Origin of the sequence: Mycobacterium sp. URHB0044 (assembly GCF_000620625.1) — a bacterium.
GTDB lineage: Bacteria > Actinomycetota > Actinomycetes > Mycobacteriales > Mycobacteriaceae > Mycobacterium.
On sequence record NZ_JIAW01000004.1, the window covers coordinates 362,690 to 377,446 of the forward strand.

The window sequence follows — 14,757 nt, forward strand, 5'->3', positions numbered from 1 at the left end:
TTCATAGTTCATAGTTCAAGTCTTATCTGTTAAAGTCGTGCAACCAGGCCCTACGTCAGGAGAACCGGGTGGCAGTCGAACAGCTGGGTGGCCTCACCGCTTTGGGTGCAGTGCTGTCGCCGCTCGACGGATCCGGCCCCCGCACCGACGCGGTAGTCGCCCGGATTTCGGCCGCGATCGGGCTGGGCGTAATGACCGATGGCGAGCAGCTGCCCAGTGAGATCGATCTGGCAACGCAGCTCGGCGTGTCGACGATGACCCTCCGGGAAGCGCTGGCCGTGCTCCGCGAACAAGGATTGGTCGAAACCAAACGCGGCCGCGGTGGCGGCAGCTTCGTGCGGGCATCGGCCGATGCCGTCAACACCCGCGCGCTCGCGAGGCTGCAGGAACTCACGGCCGAGGAACTACGCGATCTCGGCGACGAGCACTTCGCCATCGCCGGTGCCGCAGCGGTATTGGCCGCGCGCCGCGCGGTGAAGGCGGACATCGCTCGGCTCCGAGTGCTGACTACACGCCTGGCCGACACTGACGATCCGGTCCGCAGCCGGCGAGCCGACAGTCGTTTTCAGATCGAGGTCGCGGTGTGCTCGCAGTCAGCCCGGCTCACTCGCGCCGAGGTCAACCTGCAGGCCGAGCTCTCGGCGATGATCTGGCTGCCGCAGCTGTCCACGGATCCAGCTACAGAAGCCGCGGTGCACACCGCACTCGTCGATGCGATCGAGGCCGAAAACGAGACCGATGCCCGACGGCTGGCCGAAGATCACAGCGTCGCCAACGTGCGGCGCTTGATCGCTCTACGCATGGAGCTGACCCACCCATGAGCCATCCCCACGAAACCCGCGCCGTCGAACTCGAGCACGTGCAGGCCGCAGTGACCGCGCTCGTGGAGGACGTCTTCGACTCACTGCGGACCGTGGCCTCGGCCGCGACGTCGCTATGGGACCGGCTCGAAAGCGAAGGCACGGCACCACGATCGACCGATTTGTCGGTGTTGCGCGACGTGATCAACGGCGAACTGCGGCGTCAAGGTGAAATGTTCAACGGCGCCGGCGTCGTGGTGGCCGACGGCGTCCTTGCCGACTCTCCTCGTTACCTGGAATGGTGGCGCCCCGACGTCAAGCACGGCGGTCCCGCGCAGAAACTCAGCCTCGACCTCAATCCCCAGAGCGAATACTTCTACGACTACACGACGATGGACTGGTTCGCGCGACCACGCGACCAAGGGACCCGCTGGATAGACGGTCCGTATCTCGACTACACCGGTGTCGATCTGTACGTGTGCACCTTCGCAGTTCCGGTGGCGTCCTCGCATGGGGTGTTCCTCGGTGTGGCCGCGGCCGACGTACCCGTCGCGCGCCTGGACGCGGTGCTGTTGCCGACGTTCACCGCCGGCAGCGGAGCTCTCGCGTTGGCGAATGCCGAGGGTCGGGTGATCATCGCCAACCACCCTGACCACGTGACCGGTTGCAAGATCCGCGACGGCGCTCTCGGCCCACCCCGCCCGGTGCCCGCCACGCCCTGGTCGTTGGTGCCGCTGAAATGACCGCGCTGCCGCCCATTACGTTGGCCGAGGTGATGCCGGCCAAACCAGTCACCACACTTGGCGCACCGCTCGTCGGCGTCGTGGTGCCTCTCAACTACCCCGGTCTCACTGACGAAACCCGGGACCTCGTAGTGCGATTCACGCGTACCGCGTTGAGTACGTTGACCGATCTCGGTGCCCGGCTGCAGATCATCGACCCCACAGCTGAGACACCGTCCAGCATCGCCGCTGACGTCGATGGGCTGTTGTTGCTTGGCGGAGGCGACGTCGACCCCAGCCTCTACGGTCACGTCGGCGACGTGCCGAACCTGTACGGCGTCGACCGCCGCTGCGACCTACGGACCTTGACTTCGATCGAACACGCACTGGCCAAGCAACTTCCCGTGTTCGGAATCTGCCGCGGCGCGCAGATGATCAACCTCGTCCACGGGGGCACGCTCATTCCCGACCTCGGCCCCGACACTCCCCACCACGGGCACGGCGACGAGCCACTGTTCCTCGACGACACCGTACTGATCGAACCCGACACTCGACTGGCCGACGTCCTGGACCGCACGACGGTCACAGTCCGCAACGGCCACCACCAAGCCGTCGGCGAGGTGGCGCCCCAACTGCGCGTCGCCGCTCGCGGTGTCGACGGCGTCATCGAGGCCATCGAAGCCCGGGATCCCGACACCTGGGTACTCGGCGTCCAATGGCATCCCGAAGACACCGACGGTTCTGCGGCCGATAGACGGGCGCTGTTCAGTGCCTTTCTTTCCCACGTCGACGCCAACCGCAGAGCGGCATCCGGCGAAGGAATCCGGTAGCGCCTTCAGTCCGCCTTCTGACACCGCTCAACAAAGGCATCGGCGGCGTCCAGGTCGAAGTCGCCGTGATCGCTGCCGAGGCCCCCGGCGACCAGCGCGGCGACCGCCGTGCCCAGCTGCACGGCTTCCAACGGGGCGCGACCGAGCTTGACGCCGTACACGAATCCGGCGGAGAACGCGTCCCCGCATCCGGTGGTGTCGACGACTTCCACGTCATACGCCGGAACCTGTTGGCCGCCAGACTCATCGAACAGCAACGCGCCGTCGGAGCCCAGCGTGGCGACGACCATGCCCGCTCCCCCGTCGAGCAGTGCCCGGCAGCCGTCGGCCAGGTTGGTCGCACCGGTGAACCCGATGACCTGCTCCGCATTGGGCAGCACGAAGTCGGTGTGCGGGAGCACCGGCGCGATCGCCTCGGGCGAGCCCATGGTGCCGGGCGCAATGAGGTCGATTGAGGTGGTGGCGCCGTTTGCCTTGGCGTGGCTCAGGATTCGGGCAGCGTTGTCGGCGCCAATCAACTCCGGCGCGCCAAAGTGCAGATGGTCGGTGGCGGCCACGCCGTTCCAGTCGACGTCGTCGAGGGTGTACATGGGGTTGGCGCCGAGCAGGTGCAGGCTGGGCCGTTCCCCGTTGCGCCTGATCGGCAGCACCGACGCCGACGTAGGCACCCCTGACTTGCGGACCACGAGGGTGGTGTCGATGCCCGCGCGGCCCAACAGTGAGAGCAGCAGATCCCCCGTCGCGTCGTCGCCGATGGCGCCGGCAGTACGCACCGTAGCGCCGAGCTTGGCGAAGGTCAGCGCCGTTCCGGCGGCGGTGCCCGCCGCACTCATCCGGATCTCCTCGACCAGCGCGGTGTCCTGTCCGTCCGGGATGGCGTCGACCGGCCGGGCGAGGACATCGAGGATGTGTGCGCCCATCGTGATCACGTTCATTCCGGCTCCTCGCTGATATGTTGCGTTTGGCCGTATTTCAGCCGAACGGCGGTTTCGATGACGGCGGCCTGCTGGTCTTCCGACAGCGTCCGGGGGTGGCCGAGCACGCTCGCATCGCGGTATAGCGTGCATGCCCATTCCAGGAGCAGGGAGTACTCGACGGCCTGCTCGAGGGTCTGCCCGTGGGTGACGGCGCCGTGGTTGGCCATCAGCGCGGCGTTGGTTCCGCCCAAGGCCGCGGATACCGCCTCGGCGAGTTCCGTTGTGCCGAACGGATGGAACGGCGCGACCTTGGTCGGTCCGCCGAGAAGGAGCTGTTGGTAGTGCACCACCGGAAGTTCGTCCAGCACGCAGCTGAGCGCAGTCGACATCGGTGCGTGGGTGTGCACCACGGCGCCCGTCTGCAGCCGGCGGTAGACGTCGAGGTGCAGTTGCAGTTCGGAGGTCGGAGCGAGTTGTCCTTCGACGACGGCGCCGTCGAGGTCGGTCACCGTGACTTGGTCGACGGTGATGTCGGCCAGTCGCGCCCCCGACGCGGTGATCGCAATCAAGTCGTCCGCACGCACGCTGACGTTGCCTGCGGTCCCGATCACCAAGCCGTGGTCGGCAAGGTGACGACATGCCGCCACGACCTGGCCGCGCTCCGTGACGAGCCGCGAATTCGTCATGTTCGGCAGACTAAGACTAATCTGAATAAAAGTCACATTCAGATTAGGTGGTCATGAGCGGACTCGAGATACCCGACGCGGTGCTGCGGCGCGTCCCCCGTCAGACGCGCAGCCGGGAGCGGCTGGCACACGTTCTTGCGACGGCGGATCGGCTGTTGGCAGCCGAGGGCCCCGAGGCGTTGACCACCACGCGTGTGGCCGCCGAAGCGGGAATGTCCGTCGGGGCCGTCTACCAATACCTTCCGGACCGCGACGCCATCATCGAGGCGTTGGCCACGTCGTACCTGGCCCGCATCGAGGTCACCATGGCAGCGTTCCTCGGGGTCGCGAACGATCAGACCTGGGCGGATCCGGTCGCCGCCCTGGTGGACGGCTTCGCCGAGGTGTACCGCGCCGAACCCGGCTTCCGTGCGCTATGGTTCGGCCGTCATCTGACCGCGGCGACCCGCGCCGCCGACCGAGAACACAAACGGCGGATGGCCGCGATGCTCAAGCAACTCGTCCTCGCCCAGCGGCTCATTCCCGAAACCGAGCGGCTCGATGACGTCTGCCGTGCGGGTCACCTGATCGCCGACGTCCTGCTGCAGGAGGCGTTCCGGTCCAATGCCGACGGCGACGCCGCGCTGTTGCGTGAAGCGAAGACCGCGTTGCGGGGCTACCTGACTGCGCTCTCGGATCCGATTGACTGACATCTCTTGTCAATGAACAAGCGGGGGGCGACGATGGGGCGATGCCGCCGGCCAAGCGTGTCCTCATTCTCGGGTCCGGGTTCGCCGGGCTCTGGGCCGCGCTCGGTGCGGCCCGTCGGCTGGACGAACTCGCCATCCCACAAGGCACGGTCGACGTCACGGTCGTCAGCTCGCAACCGTTCCACGACATCCGGGTGCGCAACTACGAAGTCGATCTGACCCCGTGCCGAATCCCCTTGCAGGACTTGCTCGGCCCGGTCGGTGTCGGGCACATCACCGCCGACGTCACCGGAATCGACCCCGCCGCCGCGGCGGTGCGCACCGCCGATGGTGCAACCCTGAGCTACGACCGCCTCGTCCTGGCACTTGGCAGCAGAGTGGTCAAACCCGGTCTGCCCGGGCTCGCCGAGTTCGGTTACGACGTCGACACCTACGACGGCGCCATGAGGCTGCAGGCGCACATCCGCGATCTGGCCGGCCACGCCGAGGATCCCGCGTCCGCAACGGCGGTCGTCGTCGGTGCCGGGCTCACCGGCATCGAGACCGCGAGCGAGCTGCCGAAGATGCTGTCGGACTCGCTCGGACCCGGCGTCACACCGCGCGTGATCCTCGTCGACCACAACCCACACGTGGGTTCCGACATGGGCGATTCGGCTCGTCCGGTCATCGAAGCCGCGTTGGCGCAGAACGGGGTTGACGCCGTCACCGACGTGGGCGTCACCGCCGTCGACGAGCGCAGCGTGACGCTGTCGTCGGGCGAGGTCGTGCCCGCCGCGACGCTGGTGTGGTGCGCCGGGATGCGCGCGAATCCGTTGACCGCGCAACTGGGCGTCCCGTGCGACCGCCTGGGCCGGGTGGCCGTCGACGATCACCTGCGCGTCGAGGGCGTCGCCGATGTGTTCGCCGCAGGCGACGTGGCGGTGGCGAGGATGGACGACGAACATCTGTCGGTGATGTCGTGCCAGCACGGGCGGCCGATGGGGCGCTACGCGGGCTACAACGTGATCAGCGACCTGCTGGGCACTCCGATGCTGTCGCTGCGAATCCCCTGGTACGTCACGGTTCTCGATCTCGGCCCGGCCGGCGCGGTCTACACGGAGGGCTGGGACCGCAAGGTCGTGAGCAGCGGTGCAAAGGCCAAGGCCACCAAGCAACTGATCAACGGTGAACGCATCTATCCCCCGCTCAACCGCGACCGGGCCGCCCTACTCGCCGCAGCCGCCCCCGAGTTGCAAGCCGCGCCCGCATACGGGAATTGAACCCCAAGCGGGTGGTTCAGGTTTGGCCCAGCACGCCGGTCAGCTTGCGGATCGTCTGGATCTCGCTGTCCTGATGGGCCCGTCCGTCGGGCCAGAGGAGGTCGCTGAACCATGCCTTCGGCGCCTCCTGGTACGGGTGATCCCAGGAGTCCCACGGCAGGTACGTCTCGGTCTTCCCTGCGACGAAACCCCAGTTGTACGCGCCGACGTTGTGCCGCTGTGCAATTGGGAGGATTCCTTCGACCGTGCTGCCCAGCGACCGTGCCAGGTACTCGGTGCAGAGGATCGGCCGTCCCAGCGGAGTGAGTTCGGCGATCCGGTCCTCGAACTCGGCCGGGGTGCCGTACGAGTGGAAGGTGATCACGTCGGAGTTGTCCAGCTGAAAGCTACTGATGGCGCTGCGGCTCCCGGCATCTGCCCAACTGCCCTGCCACACACCGCTGGTCAAGGGCTGCACGGGATCGACGGCGCGCGCCCACTGGAACACCTGCGGCAGTAGCGCGGCGACGACGTCCTGCTTGTCCTTCCGCTCCACCTTGCGGTAGACCTTCGCGGGGTTGTCGGGTTCGTTCCACAAGTCCCAACCCAAGACGCGATTGTCGTTGCGGAAGAGACTCAACACGCCCGTGACGTAGCTCTGCAGAACGCCGATGTAGCGGGGGTCGTCGATGCGCTCGGCACCCGGGCTTTGCACCCACCCGGAGTTGTGTATTCCAGGTGTCGGTGCACGCTGCGCGCCTAGCTTGGGGAACGGGTCCCAGCAGGAGTCGAACAAGACGAACAGCGGCTTGATGCCGTGACTCGCCGAGATAGCGACGAACTGTGCGAGGCGGCGCGCAAAGCCTTCGCGATCCTGAGCCCACAGCAAATCGTGGAGGAAGACCCGCACGGTGTTGAACCCGAGCGTCCGCGCCACGCGCAGCTCGTCATCGATGCGGCGGGCGTCATAGGTGCCCGCCTGAAACATCTCGAGTTGATTGACCGCGGTTGACGTGATGTAGTTCGCGCCGACCAGCCAGCCTTGCGCTTGATACCAGCGGTTGGCGCGGTCGGCCGGCCACCGGCCCGGTTCGGCAGAGGCGATGGGCACTCGCGTGAGGGTGGCACCTACGGCCAGTAACAGAGGTAGCTTCAGGGCCGTTCGACGGTGCACCGAGCAACCCTATGGGCCCCGGATGGTCTCCCAAGCCATCCGCATCGATTCGGAACCAATGGGATGGAGAATCGTTATCAACCGTCACGTGAAGGGGTTTGGCGTGGGCGTCCGGTCGACGCCATCTAACGCTTCGCCATCGTTTCGGTCACGAATCGGAACTCGGCAACCCTGCGCGGGAGAGGTCGGTGGTTGGATCGGCAAGCGGACCCAGGCAGGCGACCGTCGGAGGTTGGGATATGCACGCGGTCGGACCGGCGCAACTCATACTGTTGCTCGTCGCGGTCGCGATCATCGCTGCGGCAGGCGGCTTCCTCGGGTCGCTCGTGATCCAGCGCAAGAAGCGACGGGCACGGGGCTACTTCCTCTTCGGCTTCCTGTGCGGCGCCACGGTGACGACGATCAGGCGGATGCGGCGCGGCGGCGCTCGTCGCTTCGCCGCTCGCGCCCTCACCCTTGCACTGCCAGCCGGTAAATCCCGATGGAACGCCTGAGGCCTAGGTTCCCTTGACGTTGAGCACCTGACGCAGCGTGTGTTCCACCTCGACGAGGTCGGCGGCGTCGGCCATGACGACGTCGATGTCCTTGTAGGCGTCGGGGATCTCGTCCACCCACTGCTCACCGTGCCGGTACTCGATACCCGCCATGCGGTTGGCGAGATCGTCTGCAGTGAAACGCTTCCGCGCTTCGGTGCGTGAGAATCGACGGCCGGCACCATGCGGCGCGGAGCAGAGGCCGGCCTTGCTGCCCTTGCCGCGGACGATGTAGGAGCGGGTGCCCATGGAGCCGGGAATGACGGCGCGGACCCCTTCGTGCGCGTCGACTGCGCCCTTGCGCGTCAGCCACACGTCCTTGCCACCGTGGTTCTCCTGGACGGTGTAATTATGGTGAGAATTCACCCGGTCCACCTCGATCTCGGCGGCGTCCTCCTTGGGCACGCCCATCCAGTGCGCGAACGCCTGCCGGAACCGGTCCAGCATCTCCTCGCGGTTGAACAGGGCGAAGCGTTGCGCCCAGGACAATTCGGTGAGATAAGCACCGAACTGCGGTGTGCCCTGCGGGATGTACGCCAGGTCGGGGTTGGGCAGCTGCACGTACCACTGCTTGCACAACTGCTGTGCGATCTTGATGTGCTTCTGCGCGATCTTGTTGCCGACACCGCGTGAACCCGAATGCAGGAACATCCACACCCGCTGCTCGTCGTCGATGCACAGCTCGATGAAGTGGTTGCCTCCGCCCAGCGAACCGAGCTGTTCGCGCCACTTCGGGGAATGGCTCAGGTCGACGCCGTTGGTGGTGGCACTGCGCTCCAGTTCGTCGATGCGCGCGGAGGTGAACGGATACCGGTCGACCGCCTGGTTGTAGTTGCCCGGTGACAGCGGGATCGCCGACTCGATCGACTTGCGCAGGACGGCGAGATCGCGGCCGGCGATGTCCTGTTCGGTGTAGACCGTGCGGGCGGCGATCATCCCGCAGCCGATGTCGACCCCCACCGCGGCCGGGATCACCGCACCCAGCGTGGGGATGACGGTGCCGACCGCCGCACCCTTGCCGAAGTGCGCGTCGGGCATCAGCGCGACGTGCGGATGCACGAACGGCATCGACGCGGTCTGCTTCGCCTGCTCGATCGTGTTGTCGTCGACGTGGCTGGCGAAGTTGATCAGCTTCTGACCGAGCTTGGTGATCACGAGCGGCCGCCACGGGTGTGAGTACGCGTTGAACTGGCCATATACCGAGGCTACTGCTGGGCGGGACCCTTGGCGATCGAATTATTTGGCCGCCCTACGGCAATCACATCCGCATACGATTCGGTCAGGCAGCGCCGCTCACGTGCGCGGCGGAATCACCGATCGTGGCGTCGCCATCGCCGATCATGGTGCGCAGTAGAACTTTCTGTTCGCGCTGCCCACGCTCCGCCGCGCGGTCCATCCCGCCGGGCAGCGTCAAGGCGACCACACTTCGGGCCAGGTTGACTGGTATCCGCACCACCGGATACCACGGCGGCACATAGGCAGGCAGGCCCAGTTCACGCATCGTGCGGGGCCCAAGGTAGCCGCTGGTGACAGACAGGTGCTGCGCCCGTGCGAGCCTACGGCGGACACCCGGCAAGCTGCGGTATTGCCAGCCAAGCGGATCCTCGACCATTGGAACCGCCAGGCGCTTGGTGGACTCGTCGGGCTCCGACAGCGCACTGACCGTGTGATACAGGACTCGTATGCCGTCGCGGAAGTCGTGCGGCAGCCACTCGTCCTGCACGCCGATCAGCCACCCCACGTAACGGGTCAGGTGCGCGATGGCGTCGAAGTCTCTGGGCCGCAACACGATTCCCATGCCGATCGCGCCCGCGGCCGGAGCGATCAATGCACCCACCAGAGTGGCGGCCATGTCGGTCTGATTGACCGGCACGCCCCATTCATCGCCACGCCAGTCCGGCATCCGCGCCACGTGCCGACGCACTAAGGCGTGGATCAGCCGGACACGAAGCGTGGACCGGTAGCCGACCGCGCGCGGGGCCATTCCGCCGTCGGAGATCACGTCCATCGCCCACTGCATCGTCTCCGCGAAACGCTTGTTCGAGCCCTTCTCCAGCGCGCCGGTCCGTATCAGGGTCTTGTTGAAGCCGGAGAACTGATAGCCACCGAGCAACGACACGTCACGTGCGATGTACATGCCGTCGGCACCGCCCCTGCGCAGCGCCCGCTGTCCCCGCCGGAGCTGATCCCAGTCGACCCACTCCGGGACCGCCTCGACCCGAGTGAAGAAGTTGTGCAACGGCTCCGGCGCATCCGCGATGTTGGCGATACCCTCGGTGACGGCCCGGTCGAACAGCGACCGCGCCTCATCCATCCCGACGGAGGACATCCACTCCGCGAGGCGATCCATCGACTCGTCGCCGACGGTCAGGGATTCCCCGAGCCGGCGCCACTGCTCCTGCGTGGGCTTGCCGACACCCAATGCCAGCGCCATGGGCCTGAGCACCGACGGAACGGGGCGAGGGCGATCGGGATGACGAGTCGGAATGGGCACGTTCACGTCAGCTCTCCCTTGAGCGATGTTTTGACAACGCGTGTAGTCAGAACCTATGCCGCAGGGCTGACGGTGTCAATGCAGCGCTTGGCCGACGACCTGGTTTACGCCGCCGTCCCGGCGAGGTGAACGCGGGCGGACTGGACGAAGTCGGCGACGAGTGGGTTGGGGTCGCCGACGCGGGTGGCGACCATGACCTTGCTGGTGGGAAAGCCCTCGACCGGCACGGTGGCCAGGTCGGTGCGCAGCGAGCTGCGCCGGTCACCCACCGGCAGGACCGCGATCGCCTGGCCGCTCGCGACGAGTTCCATTCTGTCCTCGAAGCTTTCGTTGGCCGGGCCGGCCGAAATCGGCCCTGGGTCGATACCGCGGTATGAATCAAACGGATAGATCGAGCGGGCTCCGCCATGCGGGCAGATGAACTGCTCACCGGCGAAGTCATCCGGCGACACCGATGCGCGACCTGCCAGGTGATGGTCGATCGGTACGACCAGCATCCGCGGCTCTTCGTAGAGCACGGTCGTGTGGGCCATGCCGGTGGGGAACGTGAGCGGGTCCCGGGCGACCACGACGTCCACTCCACCCTCGGCGAAGACCCGCCCGTCATGGCACTCCAGGTGGCGGGTGTCGATCTCGGCCTCAGGATGGCGCCGGCGCATGTCGCGGACGGCTGGGGTGATGACCAGGTCCTCGACGTAGCCGATGATGACCTTGCCGGCCGGCGCGTACGCACGGGCGGTGAGGGCCGCTTGGCGAGCCGCGTGCAGCAGCGCCTGCGCTTCCGGAAGGAACGCCTTGCCGGCCTCGGTGAGCAGGCTGCCCTGCGGGGTGCGATCGAGCAGGCGAACGCCGAGTCGGTGCTCCAGCCGCTGGATCTGGCGGCTCAGCGACGGCTGCGCCAGGTGCAGCTCGGTGGCCGCGCGGCCGAAGTTCAGATGCTCCGCCACGACGGTGAAATACCGCACCAGCCGCAACTCAAGGTCGGTCCCGAGATCGTTCACCAGCCAATCAACCGGGCCAAGGGCAGGAGGTATTCCTCGCCATGCCGTTTCGGTATGTCGGGGTACCGAACAGGTCTTGGACAACGGTCGCGCACTGCCAAAGACTCGGTGCCACGAGTTGCGACGCGAGAGATGGCGAGAAATGGGCAGGTACGACGGCAAGAACGTGGTGATCACCGGTGGGAGCAGCGGCCTCGGGCTGGCGACCGCGCGGCATCTGGTGGACGAGGGCGCGCGCGTCCTGATCACGGGGCGGACGCGCGAGACGTTGGAGGACGCCGGCCGGCGGCTCGGCGGAAACGCGATCACGGTCCAGAGCGACGCGAGTTCGCTCCCGGATATCGATGTGCTGGCTGATCGGGTGGAGGCCGAGTTCGGCACGGTGGATGCGTTGTTCGTCAACGCCGGCATCGGCAGCTTCGATCGGTTCGACGCGGTGACCGAGCAGACGTTCGACGAGGTGTTCGGGATCAACGTCAAGGGCCCGTTCTTCACCGTGCAGAAGCTGGCGCCGTTGCTCACCGAGGGCAGCGCCGTGGTGCTCACCACGTCGATCGCGAACCAGACGGGCTGGGACGCGCTCAGCGTCTACTCGGCCACCAAGGCCGCGCTGCACTCGATGGCCCGCACGCTCAGCCGCGAGCTGCTGCCGAGAGGTATTCGGGTCAACGCGATCAGCCCGGGCTCGATCGACACCGGCAAGCTGGAGAAGGAGGTGCCGGAGCGAGCAGCGCAGCTGAAGGCCGAGTTCACTGCCAGCAACCCGATGGGACGCTTCGGCCACCCGGACGAGTTCGCCCCAGCAGCAGCCTTTTTGGCGTTCGAAGCGACGTTCGTTGCCGGCATCGAATTCGTGGTTGACGGCGGCGACTCCCAACTCTGATGAAACACAACATGAAAGGAAACACGAATGACTAGCTACGAAGGCAAACGCGTCGTCATCACCGGAGGAACCAGCGGCATCGGACTTGCCACCGCCAAGGCGCTGAGCGCTGGCGGCGCGCGCGTCCTGGTCACCGGCAGGAGCCCGGCATCGCTGGAAACCGCACGGGCAGAACTCGGTCCAGGAGCGATCGTCGAATCGAGCGACGCCGTCAACGACGTCGACAGGCTCGTCGACCGGGCGGCCACCGAGTTCGGCGGCGTCGACCTGCTGGTGCTCAACGCGGGCGGGACGCTGATCGCAGCGCTCGAAGAAACCAGCGAGGCCGCGTACGCCGAACTCTTCGACCTCAACGCCAAGGCGCCCTTCTTCACGCTGCAGAAGTTCCTGCCGCTGATGCCACCCGGGAGCGCGGTGGTGTTGACGACCTCGCTCAGCCACATGAAGGGCATCGCGGGGACGAGCGTCTACTCCGCGACCAAGGCGGCACTGCGGTCGATGACGCGCACCTTCGCTCGCGAACTGATCGACCGAGGCATTCGCGTCAACGCCGTGTCCCCCGGCCCCGTCGATACCGGGATCCTCGAACGTTCCATGCCCCGCGAGGAGGCGCGGCAGTTCCTCGATCAGATGGCGGCCGACAACCCGATGCAGCGCGTCGGTGAATCCGACGAAGTTGCAAGGGCGATCATCTTCCTTGCGTTCGACGCCACGTACACCACCGGCGCGGAGTTACCCGTCGACGGCGGCGCCTCCCAGTTGTGACGCGCTATCGACGCGTTCATTTGTGGCAACGACGTGATTGCTCTCGGCGTCTTCGATGTCTGTACGGAGATCGGCAAGGTGGTGCGCCAACGCCACGGCGGGTGCCGATTTCGACAGCCCGCCAAGCATCCGGTGCTCAACCCCAGAGTTCGGCTATTCGGCTCACCAGCAGGTCCGGTTCGAGCAAAACGGGTGCGACGTGCCCCGTGCCGCGGACTTTTACGGCCCGCCCGTTCGGCATTTTCGCGACCGCAGCCATCGCTTGGTCATAATTCCAACCCGGGTCGTCCTGGCATGCCGCCATCAACGTCGGTGCCGTGACGTCGGGAAGCAGGTTGGTGAGGTCGGGGCGCCTCAGGGACACCGACAGAATCGCGCGATACATCGCCGAGCGGCCCGCGGACCGGAACGAATTCACCAACCTCGCGGTGAGGTCCGGCTGAGCAGCAGCGGCCTCAGCCCCCAGCAGGGCATCGAACAACGGCTTGTAGACGAAACCGATCGGTCCGGCGACGCGGTACCCCGCAAGCAGCGGGATGATCTGCGTCAACCGTTCGGTCGTGTTGAGCGCGTGAACGGGGGTGCCGATCGTCACCAGGGTGCGGCAGTGGTCGGGGTGTTGGGCAGCGAAGGCTATTCCGATGTGCCCGCCCCACGCATTGCCGACCCAGTCGATCGGTCCGGAAACTCGAAGCGCGTCAAGCACTTCGATTGCTGCCGCAGCACAGTCCGCGATGCGGTAATCGCCGTCCGGGTGGCCACTACGGCCGTGCCCGGGACCGTCGACGACGATGAGCCGCCGGTGCTGCGCCAGTTTCGGGCGGAGCAGTTCCCACGACGTCGAGTCGATGAAGAGGCTGTGCCACAGAAGGGCGGGAGGTCCGTCGCCATCGGTTTCGACGTAGAGGCGACCGACGCTTGTGTCGACGAAGTCACCAGACATGGCGTCCAGTAAAGCCCTGACCGGCCGCGGATACTGTCAAATCCAGGAGTGTGAGTACCTCGGCGTGTTCGAGGCCTAATTGGGTAACGCGGATAGCGGCGAAGATCTCATCCGGGCGTTGATCGCCCGCTTCCCGCACGCGGGAATGCTCGTCGCCGCCCAACTCGGCGCGAAGGTGGCGAAGGGCGAAATGACGTGGGGTTGGACCGGAGATGGCCGGGGTTCAGCAAGCAATACAGGCTTGACGGCGTCACATGCCGTCAAGCGTCCCACCATCGCGTGTAGACGCTGACGAGCCAATCGTCGAGCTTCGCGTAGTCCGCCTCGTCGGGCAGGTCGACGGTCTCGGTGAGACGGACCAGCTGGTCGCGCAGATCCTCGATCCGATCGAGTGCTTCCCGTTTCTCGTGGCCGCCGGTGCGGAGCTCGCGTAGCCAGGTTCGTTCGGGTTCGGCAATCGGCAGGGTGATGCGGCCGGTGGTGAGCAGCTCGACGCCCTGAAGCCCAAGCCGCACAGCGTGATACGCGAACTTGGTGTCGAAGCCGTAGACGTCGACCAGTTCTGGCCGATTCGTGTGTGGAGAGCGAAGGCCCAGCATCCGCTCGTGCTGGGCGTCGAGGTAGCCGATGAAGCGGCGGCCGGCGTCCCGTGACACGAAGAGGCCGGCGTTGGCCTGCAGTTCGCGGCCAGGCCATTGGACCTCGACGATTTCCTGCTCGGGAACGAACAGCATCAGCAGGACGGTGGGGTTGCCGGCCGCGGCCAGTCGCGCCCACTTCCGCAGGCTGTAGATCGTGAGGTCCAGATCGCCGGCCCCGGACCGCGCGCCCTCGGGTTGGGTCCGGTACTGATACTGCTGGAAGCTCTGCAAACCGATCACGCAGTCCGCCGGTTCGATGCAGACACCCATCTCATCGCGATCGTCCGTACCTTCGACGGTGACTCCGTGAAGTCCGGATCCGACCTGCGTGCGCAGCACGGTGTTGGCGACCGCGATCTCGCGGTGCCATTCCGTGTTGTGCCGATTCCGGAACGGACCGAGATCGTCAGCGGCACCGTCCCCGGGCATGGGGTCCATTCG

Annotated in this window: 16 protein-coding genes; 8 read left to right on the forward strand and 8 right to left on the reverse strand. The window is 66.4% G+C overall.

The window, feature by feature from the left end:
* Window positions 1-68: 68 nt before the first annotated feature.
* The 3 genes from N536_RS0110985 to N536_RS0110995 are packed head-to-tail and all read left to right on the forward strand — an operon-like array spanning window position 69 to window position 2,352.
* On the forward strand, window positions 69-821 hold the full coding sequence (locus N536_RS0110985) for a FadR/GntR family transcriptional regulator (protein WP_231514482.1): 753 nt from the start codon (window positions 69-71) through the stop codon (window positions 819-821).
* Window positions 818-1,543, forward strand: a complete 726-nt coding sequence (locus N536_RS38060) for a cache domain-containing protein (protein WP_051574407.1) — start codon at window positions 818-820, stop codon at window positions 1,541-1,543. Before N536_RS0110985 ends, N536_RS38060 begins: the two co-directional genes overlap by 4 nt.
* Entirely contained in the window at window positions 1,540-2,352 is an 813-nt protein-coding gene (locus N536_RS0110995) for a gamma-glutamyl-gamma-aminobutyrate hydrolase family protein (protein ID WP_029113657.1), read from the forward strand. Before N536_RS38060 ends, N536_RS0110995 begins: the two co-directional genes overlap by 4 nt.
* Window positions 2,353-2,357: 5 nt before the next feature.
* On the opposite strand, the gene N536_RS0111000 is transcribed toward N536_RS0110995, so the two are convergent.
* Entirely contained in the window at window positions 2,358-3,287 is a 930-nt protein-coding gene (locus N536_RS0111000; RefSeq protein ID WP_029113658.1) for a carbohydrate kinase family protein, read from the reverse strand.
* The gene (locus tag N536_RS0111005; protein ID WP_029113659.1) at window positions 3,284-3,955 is read right to left on the reverse strand and encodes a class II aldolase/adducin family protein; all 672 of its coding nucleotides are present in this window, start codon (window positions 3,953-3,955) and stop codon (window positions 3,284-3,286) included. The genes N536_RS0111000 and N536_RS0111005 overlap by 4 nt, the downstream gene beginning before the upstream one ends.
* 53 nt (window positions 3,956-4,008) lie before the next feature.
* On the opposite strand from N536_RS0111005, the gene N536_RS0111010 reads away from it, so the two are divergent.
* Together N536_RS0111010 and N536_RS0111015 are read left to right on the forward strand one after the other, a co-directional pair.
* On the forward strand, window positions 4,009-4,644 hold the full coding sequence (locus N536_RS0111010; protein ID WP_029113660.1) for a TetR/AcrR family transcriptional regulator: 636 nt from the start codon (window positions 4,009-4,011) through the stop codon (window positions 4,642-4,644).
* A 41-nt stretch (window positions 4,645-4,685) separates the two neighbouring features.
* Window positions 4,686-5,903, forward strand: a complete 1,218-nt coding sequence (locus N536_RS0111015) for an NAD(P)/FAD-dependent oxidoreductase (RefSeq protein WP_029113661.1) — start codon at window positions 4,686-4,688, stop codon at window positions 5,901-5,903.
* A 16-nt stretch (window positions 5,904-5,919) separates the two neighbouring features.
* Here the strand turns inward: N536_RS0111015 and N536_RS0111020 are convergent, their stop codons facing one another.
* Window positions 5,920-7,056, reverse strand: coding sequence for a cellulase family glycosylhydrolase (locus N536_RS0111020; RefSeq protein ID WP_029113662.1), 1,137 nt, complete (start codon window positions 7,054-7,056; stop codon window positions 5,920-5,922).
* A 239-nt stretch (window positions 7,057-7,295) separates the two neighbouring features.
* Here N536_RS0111020 and N536_RS0111025 point away from each other — a divergent pair, with 239 nt between their 5' ends.
* Window positions 7,296-7,550, forward strand: coding sequence for a hypothetical protein (locus N536_RS0111025; RefSeq protein ID WP_029113663.1), 255 nt, complete (start codon window positions 7,296-7,298; stop codon window positions 7,548-7,550).
* A 3-nt stretch (window positions 7,551-7,553) separates the two neighbouring features.
* Here N536_RS0111025 and N536_RS0111030 read toward each other — a convergent pair whose 3' ends face one another.
* From N536_RS0111030 to N536_RS0111040, 3 genes are all read right to left on the reverse strand, one after another.
* Window positions 7,554-8,744 (reverse strand): RtcB family protein, encoded by a 1,191-nt coding sequence (locus N536_RS0111030; protein ID WP_369798412.1) that lies wholly within the window; start codon window positions 8,742-8,744, stop codon window positions 7,554-7,556.
* Between the two features lie 124 nt (window positions 8,745-8,868).
* A complete protein-coding gene (locus N536_RS0111035; protein ID WP_029113665.1) occupies window positions 8,869-10,089 on the reverse strand; it encodes an oxygenase MpaB family protein in 1,221 nt (406 codons plus the stop codon).
* 98 nt (window positions 10,090-10,187) lie between these two features.
* Entirely contained in the window at window positions 10,188-11,084 is an 897-nt protein-coding gene (locus tag N536_RS0111040; protein ID WP_029113666.1) for a LysR family transcriptional regulator, read from the reverse strand.
* A 142-nt stretch (window positions 11,085-11,226) separates the two neighbouring features.
* Here N536_RS0111040 and N536_RS0111045 point away from each other — a divergent pair, with 142 nt between their 5' ends.
* Both N536_RS0111045 and N536_RS0111050 read left to right on the forward strand, forming a co-directional pair.
* Window positions 11,227-11,967 (forward strand): SDR family oxidoreductase, encoded by a 741-nt coding sequence (locus tag N536_RS0111045; RefSeq protein WP_029113667.1) that lies wholly within the window; start codon window positions 11,227-11,229, stop codon window positions 11,965-11,967.
* Between the two features lie 27 nt (window positions 11,968-11,994).
* Window positions 11,995-12,732: an SDR family oxidoreductase gene (locus tag N536_RS0111050; protein WP_029113668.1), complete on the forward strand. Its 738-nt coding sequence runs from the start codon at window positions 11,995-11,997 to the stop codon at window positions 12,730-12,732.
* 136 nt (window positions 12,733-12,868) lie between these two features.
* On the opposite strand, the gene N536_RS0111055 is transcribed toward N536_RS0111050, so the two are convergent.
* A complete protein-coding gene (locus tag N536_RS0111055) occupies window positions 12,869-13,675 on the reverse strand; it encodes an alpha/beta fold hydrolase (protein WP_029113669.1) in 807 nt (268 codons plus the stop codon).
* A 260-nt stretch (window positions 13,676-13,935) separates the two neighbouring features.
* The gene (locus N536_RS0111065; RefSeq protein WP_231514483.1) at window positions 13,936-14,754 is read right to left on the reverse strand and encodes a DNA polymerase beta superfamily protein; all 819 of its coding nucleotides are present in this window, start codon (window positions 14,752-14,754) and stop codon (window positions 13,936-13,938) included.
* Window positions 14,755-14,757 lie beyond the last annotated feature (3 nt).

Excerpts from the sequence above, each read along its gene's own strand:
- N536_RS0111025 (WP_029113663.1), top strand. The coding sequence starts at position 7,296 with ATGCACGCGGTCGGACCGGCGCAACTCATACTGTTGCTCGTCGCGGTC.
- N536_RS0111045 (WP_029113667.1), top strand. The coding sequence starts at position 11,227 with ATGGGCAGGTACGACGGCAAGAACGTGGTGATCACCGGTGGGAGCAGC.
- N536_RS0111005 (WP_029113659.1), bottom strand. The coding sequence starts at position 3,955 with ATGACGAATTCGCGGCTCGTCACGGAGCGCGGCCAGGTCGTGGCGGCA.
- N536_RS0111015 (WP_029113661.1), top strand. The coding sequence starts at position 4,686 with ATGCCGCCGGCCAAGCGTGTCCTCATTCTCGGGTCCGGGTTCGCCGGG.
- N536_RS0111050 (WP_029113668.1), top strand. The coding sequence starts at position 11,995 with ATGACTAGCTACGAAGGCAAACGCGTCGTCATCACCGGAGGAACCAGC.
- N536_RS38060 (WP_051574407.1), top strand. The coding sequence starts at position 818 with ATGAGCCATCCCCACGAAACCCGCGCCGTCGAACTCGAGCACGTGCAG.
- N536_RS0110995 (WP_029113657.1), top strand. The coding sequence starts at position 1,540 with ATGACCGCGCTGCCGCCCATTACGTTGGCCGAGGTGATGCCGGCCAAA.
- N536_RS0111010 (WP_029113660.1), top strand. The coding sequence starts at position 4,009 with ATGAGCGGACTCGAGATACCCGACGCGGTGCTGCGGCGCGTCCCCCGT.
- N536_RS0111000 (WP_029113658.1), bottom strand. The coding sequence starts at position 3,287 with ATGAACGTGATCACGATGGGCGCACACATCCTCGATGTCCTCGCCCGG.
- N536_RS0111065 (WP_231514483.1), bottom strand. The coding sequence starts at position 14,754 with ATGGACCCCATGCCCGGGGACGGTGCCGCTGACGATCTCGGTCCGTTC.
- N536_RS0111055 (WP_029113669.1), bottom strand. The coding sequence starts at position 13,675 with ATGTCTGGTGACTTCGTCGACACAAGCGTCGGTCGCCTCTACGTCGAA.